Raw genomic sequence first — 12,418 nt, forward strand, 5'->3', positions numbered from 1 at the left:
AGCAGAACCTCATGAAGCTCCAGTTCGCCATGGACACCCTCAGCACCGATGCCGCCCTCGAGCTCGCCGCTGCCGCCGCCCCGCACGTCGACATCCTCGAGCTCGGCACCCCGCTCATCAAGAGCGCCGGAGTCTCGGCGATCACCGCGATCAAGGAGGCGCACCCCGACAAGATCGTGTTCGCCGACCTCAAGACCATGGACGCCGGCGAGCTCGAGGCCGACATGGCCTTCTCGGCGGGCGCCGACCTCGTCACCGTCCTCGGAGTCGCGGGAGACAGCACCATCACCGGCGCCGTCGCCGCCGCGAAGAAGCACGGCAAGGGCGTCGTCGTCGACCTCATCGGCGTCCCCGACAAGGCCGCGCGCGCCAAGGAGGTCGTCGCGCTGGGCGCCGAGTTCGTCGAGATGCACGCCGGGCTCGACGAGCAGGCCGAGGACGGCTACACCCTCGACTCCCTGCTGAGCGACGGCGAGACCTCCGGCGTGCCGTTCTCGGTCGCCGGCGGCGTCAGCACCGCGACCATCGAGGCCGTGCAGCGCTCCGGCGCCCAGATCGCCGTCGCCGGCAGCGCCATCTACAGCGCTCCCGACGTCGGAGCCGCCGCGGCCGAGCTCCGCGCCGCCATCTCCTGACCTGTCGCCGCTGAGTCGCCTCCGGCTCGTGGGGTCGCGCTCGGCTCTCGCAGGAACCCCGTGTTCCTGCGAGCCGGAGTGCTCTCCGCGAGCCGGAGTGCTCTCCGCGAGCCGGAGGTGCTCCGTTTGCACCACGCCGCGCGAGCCGTCAAGCCACTTGGACTCCGTGCCGCTCCGGGTTCGACTGAGGGTGACAGGCCTGCCCAACGATCGAGAGAAGCCCCACCCCGATGACCAGTTCGAACATCGCTCCCATCGAGACCTACGCCGACGACGACGGCTGGCACAACCGCGTCGCGCACGCCCGGGTCGCGCTCACCCACCACGGCGACTCCCGCGAGGAGGCCGAGCAGCTCGGCGCCGAGATGGCGTGCCAGCGCGGAGGCGGCCACATCGTCTCGGACTGAGGCGTCCCCGCTGCCCAGGGCCTGCACAGAGCCGCGTGGCACGATGGCACGAGCCGATGACGGCGGACCGGACGAGGGAGCAGTACCCGGCAGCGCGACAAGACTGACTCGAAGGAGTGAGTCGTCGTGTCGTGGATCGTCCTCGTGGTCTCCGGGGTTCTCGAAGCCGTCTGGGCCACTGCCCTCGGCAAATCGGAGGGCTTCACCCGCCTCGGCCCGTCGGTGGTCTTCGGAGTCACCGTCGTCGCGAGCATGGCTGGTCTCGCCTTAGCGATGCGCGAGCTGCCCACCGGCACCGCCTATGCGGTCTGGGTCGGGATCGGCGCGTCACTCACCGTCCTGTACGGCATGTTCTTCGGCGGGGAGGGTTTCTCGCTCACCCGCACGCTGCTCGTCCTCGGGATCGTCGGCTGCGTGATCGGTCTGAAGATCCTGCACTGACCGCCGCGGGGATTGTGAGAGAACGAGCGTTCCCCTAGGCTCGAGCCATTCCGGGGAGAACGTCCGTTCTACAGCGGCGCGCCTCCCGCCCCATGAAGGAGGAACCATGCCTACTCGTACCGCACGCACTGCCTGGAACGGATCGCTCGAGACCGGCGAGGGCCAGGTCGAGCTCTCCAGCTCGAAGCTCGGCACCTACGACGTGTCGTTCCCCAAGCGCGCCGCCGACGACGCCAACGGATCGACCAGCCCCGAGGAGCTCCTCGGCGCCGCCCACTCCGCCTGCTACGCCATGCAGTTCTCGGCCGTCCTCGGTCAGGCCGGCGGCACCGTCGAGGCGCTCGACGTGCGCGCCGACGTCTCGCTCGGCCCGGACTCGGCCGGCGGCTTCAAGCTCACCGGCATCGCGCTGATCGTCAGCGGCGAGGTCAGCGGCATCGACGAGGCGACCTTCCTCAAGGCCGCCGAGGACGCCAAGAACACCTGCCCCGTCAGCAAGGCGCTGACCGGAGTCGAGATCACGCTCGACGCCACCTTCGAGAGCTGACCCTGCAGTTCTCGGACCCCTCGGAAGCACCCCGTCGCACACCGCGGCAGGGTGCTTCTGCATGAGGCCCGCAGCTTCCGAGGACCCTCGATCAAGAGGAGTGCGCGCGCGCCGAGCTCGACCCGTCAGGACGGTGACGCAGCGTCGGCGGGGGGCCCGGGCGGTGGTCGTCCGGGGAGCGCGGGCGGATGCGTGGTGTGGGAGCGTCCGGTGGGAGTCGTCCACTCGGCGGTCCCGTCGGGCCGCAGCGCGTAGGTCCACCGGTCCCCGTGCCGGACGTGGTGATGGGCTGTGCAGAGCGACGCGAGATTGTCCAGGGCGGTGTCCCCGCCGTTGCGCCACTCGAGCGTGTGATCGGCCTCGGCGCTGGAGGCGGGGCGTGTGCAGCCGGGGAAGCGGCAGGTCTGGTCGCGCAGTTGGAGGTGGATCCGCATCTCTCTCGGCGGTACCCGCTGAGTGCGTCCGACCGAGACGACCGTCCCGGTGTCGGGATCGGTGAGGACGCGGTGGAACGCCGTGGCCGAGGCCGCGAGCTCGCGTGCGACGTCGGCCGGGATCGGTCCGTAGCCGTCGAGGTGGGCAGTGGTCTCGTCGAGTCCCGCCGCGGTCGTCGCCGGGACGGTGAGTCGGACCTCCGACCGGATGCCGCGCACGAACGTCGGCGCGGGCCGGTCAGTCCCGTCGGGCGGAGTGGTGCCCGCGATCTCGCCGTCGCAGAGCAGCTCGGTCAGAGCGTCGGCTCGCAGCTGCGCCAGGGTGCGCTGGTCGCCTGTGCCGTCGGCGGCCTCGCGAAGAGCGCGGGCGATCCTGTCCACACGGCCGTATGCCCCGACCGCGGCGGCCGCGGGCAGCGTCGCGCAGATCGTGGACATGCCGTCGAGGCCGGGAGTGAGCCACACCGTGCGGTGCTCGCGGGCGAGGGCGTGGCGCTCGGTGAGGGGCCGGTCGTGCAGTTCCTCTCGCAGGGTGAGCAGAGCCCGCCGCAGCTGCGTCGGCGTCATCGCCGTGGCCAGCTCGGCGGCGCGCGCGTCGAACTCGGCTCGCGCGTGCGCGGGCAGTGTGGCGGCGATCGCGCAGATCGCCTGTCCCGCCTCCCAGCGCAGCCGAGCCGCCGCGAGTGCCTCGCGAGTGAGGGGGAGGTGCTCGACGAGCAGCTCCGCGTGCTCGAGCTCGCGCGCCGCGACCCGCTCGGAGACCCCGAGTGCGACCGCGAACTCCGCCCGGATCGACCTCTCGACGAGGTCGGGGGACTCGACACGCGAGCGCCCCCGGGCGAACGCCTCCGGACACGACAGGGCGGCCCGGTAGCCCGCGTGCAGCTCTTCAGCGGCTGACAGGAGCACGGGAGCAGCGGAACGGGCCAGGTGCGCCGCGCGATCACCGCGGGTCCGCACCTCGCCGAGCACTGCCTGTCCGTCCGCTGTCATGCAGGCATCGAACCAGCGATCACCGACCCCCGGCGTGCACGAGCCCGCGGCGCGGGAGAGTCACATCCTGAGGCCCTCTGTGGAGGAGAGGTCCCCGTGCTCAGCCCGCCGCAGCCCGGTACCGGAAGCCCGCGCCCAGGTGCTCCTCCGGCAGCCGGTCGCCCCGCCCGTGCAGCTTGTGCCGCAGGCTCCCCGCGACGTACTCCTCCGGGTACGCGCCCCGGCGGCGCAGCTCGGGGACGATGTACTCGACGACGTCCTCGAAGGTCCCCGGAGTGATCGCGTAGGCCAGGTTGAACCCGTCGACATCGGTGTCCTCGACCCACTCCTGCAGGTGGTCCGCCACCTCCGACGGCGAGCCGACGACGAACGGGCCGAGCCCGCCGATGGCGCCGAGCTTCGCGATGTCGCGCACCTTCCACTCCGAGCCGTCCTCGTTGGCCTCCTGGAAGTTCGCGACCGTCGACTGGATGGCGTTGCTCTTCACGTTGCCGATGGGCTCGTCGAGGTCGTACTGCGACAGGTCGATCCCCATCCAGCCCGACATGAACACGAGCGCGCCCTCCTCGCTCGCGTACGACAGGTACTCCTGGTGCTTGGCGTGCGCCTTCTCGCTCGTCTCGTCGGTGATGATCGTGAGCAGCGTGTAGATCTTCGCGGAGTGGCGGTCGCGGCCCGCCGCCTCCAGAGCGTCGCGGATGCGAGAGACGGTGGCCTTGAGGCCCGCCTTCGTCGAGGAGGCGACGAAGATCGCCTCCGCGTTGCCCGCCGCGAAGCGGACGCCACGGGGTGAGGCGCCCGCCTGGTAGATCACGGGCGTGCGCTGGGTCGACGGCTCCGAGAGGTGGATGCCGGGAACCGTGAAGTTCTTCCCGCGGTGCCCGATCTCGTGCACCTTCGCCGGGTTGGTGAAGACCCCGGAGTCGCGGTCGCGGAGGACCGCGTCGTCCTCCCACGACCCCTCCCACAGCTTGTAGAGCACCTCGAGGTACTCGTCGGCGACGTCGTAGCGGTCGTCGTGCTCGAGCTGGTCCTCGTGGCCCATGTTGCGGGCGGCGCTCGGGAGGTAGCCGGTGACCACGTTCCAGCCGACGCGTCCCTTGGTCAGGTGGTCGAGCGTCGACATGCGGCGGGCGAACGGGTACGGGTGCTCGTAGGCGGTGCCGGCGGTGATGCCGAAGCCGAGGTGCTCGGTCGCGGCGGCCATCGCCGAGACGAGGAGGATCGGGTCGTTCACGGGGACCTGCGCGCCGTGGCGGATCGCGGCCTCGTTCGAGCCTCCGTAGACGTCGTAGGTGCCCAGCACGTCGGCGATGAAGACGCCGTCGAAGGTGCCGCGCTCGAGCAGCTTCGCGAGGTCGGTCCAGTACGAGAGGTCCTTGTAGCGCCAGGACTGGTCCTGAGGGTGCCTCCACATGCCGGAGGACTGGTGGGCGACGCAGTTCATGTCGAAGGCGTTGAAGCGGATCTGGCGGGTCATTCTTCGATGGTGGCGAGCGCGCCTCGGAACCGGCGCCGCAGCCGACACGCGGCGTCACAAAGAGGTGCTGCTCGAGACCCGAACGCCTATGCCAGCGCGCGCGCCAGGAACCGCACGTGCTCGCGCAGCTGGAAGGTCCCGCCGCCCTCGTGACCGTTGTACGGGTAGACCCGCATCTCACGTGGGCCCGCGTAGCGGTTGTAGGAGGCGTAGACCGTCGACGGCGGGCAGATGTCGTCGAGCAGGCCCACCGAGAACACCGACGGCACCTCGGCGTACGGCGCGAACGACGTGCCGTCGAAGTACGAGAGGGTGTCGAAGACGAACGACTCGGCGCCGCGGTGGGTGCGCAGGTACTGGGTGATCTCGCCGTAAGGCATCGTCTCGATGATCTGCACCGCGTGCCGGATGTGGCTGAGGAACGGCACGTCGATGATCGCCGCTCGCGCCGCCGACGACTCGCCGAGGAGCCCCAGGATGCCCGCGACGGCGAGGCAGATGCCTCCGCCCTGGCTGCCCCCCGAGATCGCGACCCGGGAGGGATCGACCGCCGGGTGCGCGCGCAGCACGTCGAGCGCGCGGACCGCGTCGGTGAACACGCGCCGGTAGTAGTGGTCGTCGGGCGATTCGATGCCCTGCGTCATGAAGCCGCTCACGTGCGGGCCGCTGCCGACGGGATCGGGAGTGACTCCGCTGCGGTGCCCGGAGCCCTGCCCGCGGGTGTCCATCACGAGGTGGGCGTAGCCGGCGGCGCTCATGGCCGTCCACTCGTCGAGGAGCCCGCGGCCGCCTCCGTAGCCGATGAAGGTCACGAGCGCGGGGAGGGGGCCCTCGATCCCGCGGGGGAGGATCAGCCAGCCGCGGATCGGGTGCCCGCCGAACCCGGAGTAGGTCACGTCGTAGGTGTCGAGCAGCGGGTAGCCGGCGTCGACCGGCTCGAAGCGCGGCTCGGTCGCGGCCGAGCGCGCCTCGGCGATCGTGGCGCGCCAGAACTCGGCGAAGCCCTCGGGCGCCGGCAGCTCGGGCGCGTACTGCTCGAGGAGCTCGAGCGGGAGGTCGAACTGCGGCATGAGGTCTCCTTGTGCGGGGCGGCGACGGCGCGCCTCGGTGTCAACGTCGAACGCTCGAAACTACCGCAGAGAGCACGATCTCCCGCGTCGACCCGGGGGGCGGGCCTGGACGCGTCGTGGGAGATCGGGGGGAGTCGGAATGCCTCCGCCCCGCGGGCGTTGACCCGGGTATGACGACATACGGAATCATCGGAGCAGGCAACATCGGCAGCCAGGTCGCACGAGTGGTCATCGGCCTCGGGGACGAGGTGGTCATCGCGAACTCGCGCGGACCGGGGACGCTCGCCGACCTCATCGCGGAGCTCGGCCCGAAGGCGCGGGCCGCGACGGCTCAGGAGGCGGCGGAGGCCGCCGAGATCGCGGTCGTCACCGTGCCGCTGAAGGACCTCGCCGCCGTTCCGGTCGCGCCCCTCGCCGGCAAGATCGTGATCGACACCAACAACTACTACTTCGAGCGCGACGGCCGCATCGAGGCGCTCGACAGGGGAGAGACGACGACCAGCGGGATGCTGCAGGAGCACCTGCCCGAGTCGAAGGTCGTGAAGGCGTTCAACCACATCAAGGCGGCCGACATCACCACCGACGGGACGCCGGCCGGCACTCCCGACCGCCGCGCGCTGGCCACGTCCAGCGACTACCCGGAGGCGATCCACCTCGTCACCGACCTCTACGACCGCATCGGCTTCGACACCGTCGCGATCACTCCGCTGAGCGAGTCGTGGCGTGTCGAGCGCGACCGCCCCGCCTACGTCGTGCGTCAGAACCGCGACGAGCTCGAGGCCAACCTCGCGAAGGCGCCGCGCACGGTCTGACCGCCTGCGATAGTGGAGGCGGACCACGCGCATCCGAGAGCCCCGCCGGCTCCGAGAGGAGAGGTCTGCGTCATGCCCCCAGAGATCCGATCCGCCCCGCCCGCTCCGCGCCTCTCGCGTCGAGCCGTCGTCGTCGGTGGGCTCGCCGTCCTCCCGCTGCTGAGCGCCTGCACCTTCGGAGCCGACGAGCCGGAGCCCGGTTCGGCTCCGTCGGAGGCGCCTCGCACGGGGACCGCCGCACCCGCCGGTCCCGTGGCGCTCGCCGCGGACTCGGCGGCGACGACGTCGCTGCTCTTCACCGCCGCGCCGCTGGCCGTCGTCGTCGAGGACGTGCCGGCGTCGCAGCTGCTCGCGGCGCAGCTCAGCATCGCGTGGGGCGTCCCTCTGCTCGTCGGCGCCGCCGCTCCCGTGTCGACGTCGACTCCGGCGCCCGCGTCGCCGCTCGACGACGAGCTCGCCCGCCTCGGCACGGAGCGGGTCGTCGTCATCGGCGATGTCGCCGAGCCGGCGGGCGTCGAGGTCGTGCGCTCGGCCGCCGACGCGGCGAGCCTCGAGGAGGCGACGGGAGTCGTCGTGGCCGATCTGGCGGTCGACGTCCTCGCCTCCTTCTCGCCCGGAACACCCGTCGACCCGCCGTTCGGCGCGCTGCCCGCCCGGGCCGAGCCGATCGCCGGCGTGGCAGCGCTCGCGCAGCCCGCCGACTCCGACATCGCCGTGATCGCGAACGCCCGGGCCGCGGGCGTCCCCGTCACCCTCGTCGAGGCCGCCGTGACCGACGTGCTCGCCTCGGGAGCCGCCGTGACGGCGATCGCGGGGGCTGCCGCCTCCTGCACTCTGCTGCTGGGCCCGGTGCTGGCCGCGCAGACGCTGCCGGAGTGGTCGGTGCGCGCCGCCGCGAACGGCTGGCAGCTGCCGGGCGGCGGGCAGCGCCTGTTCGGCGGGCACCTCTTCGTCGCGATCTACGGGACGCCGGGTGCGCCCGTGCTCGGGGTGCTCGGCGAGCAGGGCCTGGAGGCGACCATCGAGCGCGCGCGCACGGTCGCCGAGCCGTATGCGGCGCTCACCGACAAGCAGGTCGTGCCGAGCCTCGAGATCATCACGACGGTCGCGGCTGGCAGCGCGGGGTCGGACGGCGACTACTCCAACGAGCTGTCGACCGAGGGGATCCGCCCCTACATCGACGCGGCGGCCGCGGCCGGGATGTACGTGGTGCTCGACCTGCAGCCGGGTCGCTCCGACTTCCTCTCGCAGGCGCAGGCCTACGAGGAGCTGCTGGTGCTCCCGAACGTCGGGTTGGCGCTCGATCCGGAGTGGCGGCTCGCGCCGGACGAGGTGCCGCTCGCGCAGATCGGCCGGGTCGAGGCGGCGGAGGTCGACAGCGTCACGACCTGGCTCGCCGATCTCGTGCAGTCGCGCGGGCTGCCGCCGAAGATGCTCGTGCTGCACCAGTTCCGCTCGTCGATGCTGCAGGACCGCGAGAGCATCCGGCGCGACCGGCCGGAGCTCGAGTTCCTCATCCACGTCGACGGCCAGGGAGCGCAGCCCGACAAGCAGGCCACCTGGAACGCCCTGCACGAGGGTGCGCCGGAGGGCATCGCCTGGGGCTGGAAGAACTTCTACGACGAGGACCAGCCGATGCTGACCCCGGCCGAGACCATGGACGAGGTCTCGCCGCTGCCCGACCTCGTCACCTACCAGTAGGCGCCTCGGCAGGGGTCAGTAGTGGTACCGCGCCTGCAGGATCGTCACGCGCTCGTCGTCGGCGACGTAGACGAGGCGGTTCGCCTCGTCTATCCGTCGTGACCAGGCGCCGGCGAGGGCGTGCTTGAGCGGCTCGCGTTTGCCGACACCCTCGAACGGATCATCGCGCAGGACGTCCGATATCAGCAGATTGATCCGGCGCAGCGTCCTGCGGTCCTGGGACTGCCAGTAGAGGTAGTCCTCCCACGCCGCAGCTGTCCAGGCGAGGAGGCGCACCGTCGTCACGGCTCGAGCAGATCCCGTTCGACGGTGTCGCCGGCTCGAGCGCTCTCGAGCGCTGCGAGCAGGCGCCGCGCGTTCTCGGGAGAGCGGAGCAGGTAGCTCGTCTCGACGAGCGAGTCGTACTCGTCCTTCGACATGAGGATCGCGGATCCGCGCTTGGACGTGATCTCGACCTCGGTGTGATCGAGATTGACTCGCTCGATCAGCCCGAACAGGTCGCGGCGTGCCTCGCTGGTCGTGATGGCCATGGGTCCTCCCGGAGTCGTACCGTATATGGTACCAGTGCTCGGATCTCCCTGGGGGACAAGTCAGCACGCCCGCGCGAAGAGGCTGCCCGAGACGACGCCCTCCTCGACGTCCTCCAGCGCGCGGCCGCGGGTCTCGGGCACGTGTCGGGCGATGAAGACGAGCGCGACGGCGCCCACGGCGCCGAAGAGGAAGAACGTGCCCGTGATGCCGACGCCCGCGACCAGCGAGGGGAAGAACAGGCCGAGCACGGCGTTCGTGATCCAGTGGCAGAAGATCGCGATCCCCACGCCGACGCCGCGGATCCGCAGCGGGAAGATCTCGGAGAGCATCACCCAGGTCACGATGTTGAGGAACGTCTGCATGCTGCCGACGAAGGCGACGACGAGCACGAGGATGACGAACGGCCGTGCCGGGTTCCCGACCGGCAGCGCCAGCGAGGCGACGCCGATCAGGACGTGCATGGCCGTCGTCAGCGAGTAGCCGAGCAGCAGCGTGGTCCGCCGGTTCATCGTCTGCATCAGGCGCAGGCCGATCAGGCCGCCGATCACGGCGATGACTCCGGGTGCGATGTTGGCGACGAGCGCGCTGTCGTGGTCGAAGCCCGCCTCCTTCAGCACCGACTGGCCGTAGTACATGATCGAGTTGATCCCGGTCAGCTGCTGAGCGACGCCGAGGCCGATGCCGACCAGCAGGATGCGCCGGGCCCACGGCTCTCGGAGCACCCGCAGCACCGCGACGCCCCGCCCGCGCGACGCGGCCGTCGAGCGCGCGATGCCGGCCGCCTCCGACTCGGCGCGGCCCGGCGGCCGGATCGTCGTGAGGACGCCGAGCGCCTCCTCCTGCCGGCCCTTCGAGATCAGCCAGCGCGGCGACTCCGGCACGCGCGTCATGCCGACGAGGAGGGCCGCCGCGGGCAGGGCGGCGACGGCGAGCATGATCCGCCAGACGCCGGGCTGCTCGCCCCAGACCGTGCCGATGATCGCGTTGGCGACGAAGGCGGCGAGCTGGCCGATCACGATCATCAGCTCGTTGCGCCCCGCGAGCGATCCGCGGATCTCGGAGGGGGACAGCTCGGAGAGGTACACCGGCACGACGACCGAGGCGCCGCCGACCGCGAGGCCCAGCACGGCACGGCCGACGACCATCACCGCGAAGCTCGGCGCGACCACGCAGACGAGCGCGCCGACGAGGAACAGCACCGCGAGGAGCGTGATCGTCGGGCGCCTCCCGCGGGCGTCGGAGAAGCGTCCGCCGGTGACCGCGCCGACCGCGGCGGCGAAGAGCAGCGAGCTCGTCACCACGCCCTCCGTCAGCGGCGTCAGCCCGAGCTCGACCGACATCGGCTCGAGGGCGCCGTTGATCACGCCGGTGTCGTAGCCGAAGAGGAGGCCTCCGAGGGTCGCGATGAGCGCGATGAGGCCGAGGCGCCGAGTGGGCGCCTCGTGAAGGGTGGTGGTCATCCCGCAAGCCTGGCGGATCGCGGGAGCGCGGGGGAACCGGTGCGCGGAGGGGGCTCGAGGTGCTACTCCCCGCGGTCAGCGGGCCGCGCCCGCCCCCTCCCGCAGGCCCTCCTCCTTCGCCTCGCGCACGAGCTGCTCGATGCGGCGGCGCGAGCGCGAGCGGCCGGCGAGCACCGCGGCCAGGATCAGCGCGACTCCGAGCAGCACGATCAGCTGCGGGAGCGGCACGGCGAGCACCGTCGCAGAGGCGGTCACCGGCGCGAGCTCCACGGGGTCGACGCCGTCGGGGGTGACCACGGTCGGCGCGACGGTCACGTCGGTTCCGACCGCGAACAGCGGCCAGACTCCGTCGAGCGCGACCGAGACGGTGCGGCGGTCGCCGGGCAGGAGCTCCTGGGCGGAGGCGTCCTCGGCGACCAGAGGGGCGGTGGCGCCCAGCGCGCTCACCGTGCCGTCGAGGAGCAGGCGGACGTTGCCGGTGTTGACGATCTCGGTGTCGACCGAGAGCGTGCCCGGCTCGAGCGGATTCCACGAGAGCCGGTAGTCGGTGGCGACGCTCTCGATCTCGACAGCGGGTGAGACCTCGCCTGTCACCCGCGTCATGACGCGGAATCCGATGCGGCTCTCGACGCCGACGGAGGACCCGCCCGCGTCGGCACCGACCGAGACGAGCGAGGCGGCGAGGCCGGCCGCGTGGTCGCCGGGCTCGGCGTTGTCGGGGACGGTCACCGTGAACGGCACGACGGCGACGCCTCCGGGCTCGATCGTCACCGATTCGGGGGCCGAGATCCAGGTGCCGGCGTCGACCGACTCCTGGTCGGAGGGGAGCATGGTGAAGCGGCCCGTGTCGGTGAAGTAGCCGTCGGCGGCGTCGATCCGGAAGGTGACGGTCTGATCGCTCAGGTTGCTCACCGCGGCCTGCTCCTCGGCGACCGCGCCGGGATCGAGGTCGAGCTCGATCCAGGAGCGCGAGTCGGGCGCGCCGTCGGTGGCGGGGCTCACGGCCCACGAGATCCGGCTCTCGTCCGCGAGGGCGGGCGGCGCGGTGCCGAGCGCGAGAGCCGCGACGACGAGCGCGAGCAGGAGGTGGAGGGGGAGCAGGGGGGATCGACGCTGATCGGTCATGGGAGCCTCAGGATCTCACGGGGCCGTCTCTCACGGGGCGGGCAGGGGGTGGAGGCGGGACCCGGTGCGGGCCCCGCCTCCGCGGATCACTCGAAGAGCGAGAGGGTGAGGGTGGAGCTGTAGTCGCCGGGGTCGACGGTGGTCGAGGTCTTGAGGAACAGGTCGGCGTTCGCGGTCCAGGAGCCCTCCTCGGCGATCGCGGCGGAGTCGTTGGTGATCGCGAGCAGTTCCTGGTCGACGAGGCCGACTCCGTCGGGTCCGCCGTCGATGGCGGTGTCGACGACGTCGCCCTCGGCGACGAGTCCGGAGTCGCCGCCGTCGAGGAGGTTCGGCGCCCAGCCGAGGTTCTCGGCGCCGATGGTGCTCTCGCCGTCGGAGGAGACGAAGTCGCTCGCGGTGCCGAGCACGTACCAGCCGGCGCCGTCGGGGATCTCCTCGGCGGTGCGGGTGTCGGTGACGGTGACGGTGGGCAGGGTGCCGGTGAACTGGCGGATGACGCTGGTCGATCCGTTCTCGGTCAGGGCGGTGGAGGTGCCGGCGACGGACATGGACAGGGTGCCGGGCGTGGTCAGCGGCGCGATCTCGACGTTCACGTCGACGTCGTCGTTGCCGACCTCGATCTCGGCGGCGGTCGCGGTGCCGGCGACGCCGAGCAGGAGCAGTCCTCCGGCGAGGCCGGCGGCACCGCGGATCAGGAAGGAGCGAGTGTTCATTGCGGGTGTTCTCCGTTCTCCGGCCGGCGTCGTCGCCGGCTCGATCTGGTGGTGTTCGGGTGGGGGCCG

General features: G+C 71.7%; 14 protein-coding genes and 1 riboswitch. Of the genes, 6 read left to right on the plus strand and 8 right to left on the minus strand.

The genetic code is table 11. The features are described from left to right. Window positions 1-11: 11 nt before the first annotated feature. From hxlA to B9Y99_RS17760, 4 genes are all read left to right on the plus strand, one after another. Window positions 12-635: a 3-hexulose-6-phosphate synthase gene (hxlA, locus tag B9Y99_RS17750; protein ID WP_085478100.1), complete on the plus strand. Its 624-nt coding sequence runs from the start codon at window positions 12-14 to the stop codon at window positions 633-635. Window positions 636-865: 230 nt separating this feature from the next. Then, window positions 866-1,042, plus strand: a complete 177-nt coding sequence (locus B9Y99_RS18955) for a DUF2188 domain-containing protein (protein WP_165759679.1) — start codon at window positions 866-868, stop codon at window positions 1,040-1,042. Window positions 1,043-1,089: 47 nt separating this feature from the next. Continuing rightward, a riboswitch (guanidine-III (ykkC-III) riboswitch) is annotated at window positions 1,090-1,155 on the plus strand. A gap of 13 nt (window positions 1,156-1,168) precedes the next feature. Next, window positions 1,169-1,483 carry a DMT family transporter gene (locus B9Y99_RS17755; RefSeq protein ID WP_085477982.1) on the plus strand — a complete coding sequence of 105 codons (315 nt, stop codon included), beginning with the start codon at window positions 1,169-1,171 and terminating at the stop codon, window positions 1,481-1,483. A 106-nt stretch (window positions 1,484-1,589) separates the two neighbouring features. Beyond that, window positions 1,590-2,030 (plus strand): OsmC family peroxiredoxin, encoded by a 441-nt coding sequence (locus B9Y99_RS17760; RefSeq protein ID WP_085477983.1) that lies wholly within the window; start codon window positions 1,590-1,592, stop codon window positions 2,028-2,030. 125 nt (window positions 2,031-2,155) lie between these two features. Here the strand turns inward: B9Y99_RS17760 and B9Y99_RS17765 are convergent, their stop codons facing one another. The 3 genes from B9Y99_RS17765 to B9Y99_RS17775 form a co-directional block, all read right to left on the minus strand. Beyond that, window positions 2,156-3,457, minus strand: a complete 1,302-nt coding sequence (locus B9Y99_RS17765; RefSeq protein ID WP_085477984.1) for an HNH endonuclease signature motif containing protein — start codon at window positions 3,455-3,457, stop codon at window positions 2,156-2,158. 100 nt (window positions 3,458-3,557) lie between these two features. Next, window positions 3,558-4,937, minus strand: coding sequence for an LLM class flavin-dependent oxidoreductase (locus B9Y99_RS17770; RefSeq protein WP_085477985.1), 1,380 nt, complete (start codon window positions 4,935-4,937; stop codon window positions 3,558-3,560). 86 nt (window positions 4,938-5,023) lie between these two features. Beyond that, window positions 5,024-6,007, minus strand: a complete 984-nt coding sequence (locus tag B9Y99_RS17775) for an acetylxylan esterase (protein WP_085477986.1) — start codon at window positions 6,005-6,007, stop codon at window positions 5,024-5,026. A gap of 170 nt (window positions 6,008-6,177) precedes the next feature. Between B9Y99_RS17775 and B9Y99_RS17780 the strand changes: the two genes are divergently transcribed. Both B9Y99_RS17780 and B9Y99_RS17785 read left to right on the plus strand, forming a co-directional pair. Then, the gene (locus B9Y99_RS17780) at window positions 6,178-6,819 is read left to right on the plus strand and encodes an NADPH-dependent F420 reductase (RefSeq protein ID WP_085477987.1); all 642 of its coding nucleotides are present in this window, start codon (window positions 6,178-6,180) and stop codon (window positions 6,817-6,819) included. 72 nt (window positions 6,820-6,891) lie between these two features. Continuing rightward, window positions 6,892-8,520: a hypothetical protein gene (locus tag B9Y99_RS17785; protein WP_085477988.1), complete on the plus strand. Its 1,629-nt coding sequence runs from the start codon at window positions 6,892-6,894 to the stop codon at window positions 8,518-8,520. Between the two features lie 15 nt (window positions 8,521-8,535). Here B9Y99_RS17785 and B9Y99_RS17790 read toward each other — a convergent pair whose 3' ends face one another. The 5 genes from B9Y99_RS17790 to B9Y99_RS17810 form a co-directional block, all read right to left on the minus strand. Continuing rightward, a complete protein-coding gene (locus B9Y99_RS17790; protein ID WP_425298495.1) occupies window positions 8,536-8,805 on the minus strand; it encodes a Txe/YoeB family addiction module toxin in 270 nt (89 codons plus the stop codon). Continuing rightward, window positions 8,802-9,050, minus strand: a complete 249-nt coding sequence (locus B9Y99_RS17795; protein ID WP_085477989.1) for a type II toxin-antitoxin system Phd/YefM family antitoxin — start codon at window positions 9,048-9,050, stop codon at window positions 8,802-8,804. The genes B9Y99_RS17790 and B9Y99_RS17795 overlap by 4 nt, the downstream gene beginning before the upstream one ends. A gap of 60 nt (window positions 9,051-9,110) precedes the next feature. After that, window positions 9,111-10,511 carry a sugar porter family MFS transporter gene (locus tag B9Y99_RS17800; protein ID WP_085477990.1) on the minus strand — a complete coding sequence of 467 codons (1,401 nt, stop codon included), beginning with the start codon at window positions 10,509-10,511 and terminating at the stop codon, window positions 9,111-9,113. Window positions 10,512-10,586: 75 nt separating this feature from the next. Then, entirely contained in the window at window positions 10,587-11,636 is a 1,050-nt protein-coding gene (locus B9Y99_RS17805; RefSeq protein ID WP_085477991.1) for a WxL protein peptidoglycan domain-containing protein, read from the minus strand. Between the two features lie 86 nt (window positions 11,637-11,722). Further along, complete coding sequence (locus B9Y99_RS17810; protein WP_085477992.1) at window positions 11,723-12,349, minus strand: hypothetical protein; 627 nt, start codon at window positions 12,347-12,349, stop codon at window positions 11,723-11,725. Window positions 12,350-12,418: the final 69 nt, after the last annotated feature.

The sequence above is a fragment of the Rathayibacter oskolensis genome (assembly GCF_900177245.1).
In the GTDB taxonomy this organism is placed as follows: Bacteria; Actinomycetota; Actinomycetes; order Actinomycetales; family Microbacteriaceae; genus Rathayibacter; species Rathayibacter oskolensis.

Coding starts and splice junctions, on each gene's coding strand:
- hxlA (WP_085478100.1), top strand. CDS start 12: ATGAAGCTCCAGTTCGCCATGGACACCCTCAGCACCGATGCCGCCCTC.
- B9Y99_RS18955 (WP_165759679.1), top strand. CDS start 866: ATGACCAGTTCGAACATCGCTCCCATCGAGACCTACGCCGACGACGAC.
- B9Y99_RS17760 (WP_085477983.1), top strand. CDS start 1,590: ATGCCTACTCGTACCGCACGCACTGCCTGGAACGGATCGCTCGAGACC.
- B9Y99_RS17765 (WP_085477984.1), bottom strand. CDS start 3,457: ATGACAGCGGACGGACAGGCAGTGCTCGGCGAGGTGCGGACCCGCGGT.
- B9Y99_RS17770 (WP_085477985.1), bottom strand. CDS start 4,937: ATGACCCGCCAGATCCGCTTCAACGCCTTCGACATGAACTGCGTCGCC.
- B9Y99_RS17775 (WP_085477986.1), bottom strand. CDS start 6,007: ATGCCGCAGTTCGACCTCCCGCTCGAGCTCCTCGAGCAGTACGCGCCC.
- B9Y99_RS17780 (WP_085477987.1), top strand. CDS start 6,178: ATGACGACATACGGAATCATCGGAGCAGGCAACATCGGCAGCCAGGTC.
- B9Y99_RS17785 (WP_085477988.1), top strand. CDS start 6,892: ATGCCCCCAGAGATCCGATCCGCCCCGCCCGCTCCGCGCCTCTCGCGT.
- B9Y99_RS17795 (WP_085477989.1), bottom strand. CDS start 9,050: ATGGCCATCACGACCAGCGAGGCACGCCGCGACCTGTTCGGGCTGATC.
- B9Y99_RS17800 (WP_085477990.1), bottom strand. CDS start 10,511: ATGACCACCACCCTTCACGAGGCGCCCACTCGGCGCCTCGGCCTCATC.
- B9Y99_RS17805 (WP_085477991.1), bottom strand. CDS start 11,636: ATGACCGATCAGCGTCGATCCCCCCTGCTCCCCCTCCACCTCCTGCTC.
- B9Y99_RS17810 (WP_085477992.1), bottom strand. CDS start 12,349: ATGAACACTCGCTCCTTCCTGATCCGCGGTGCCGCCGGCCTCGCCGGA.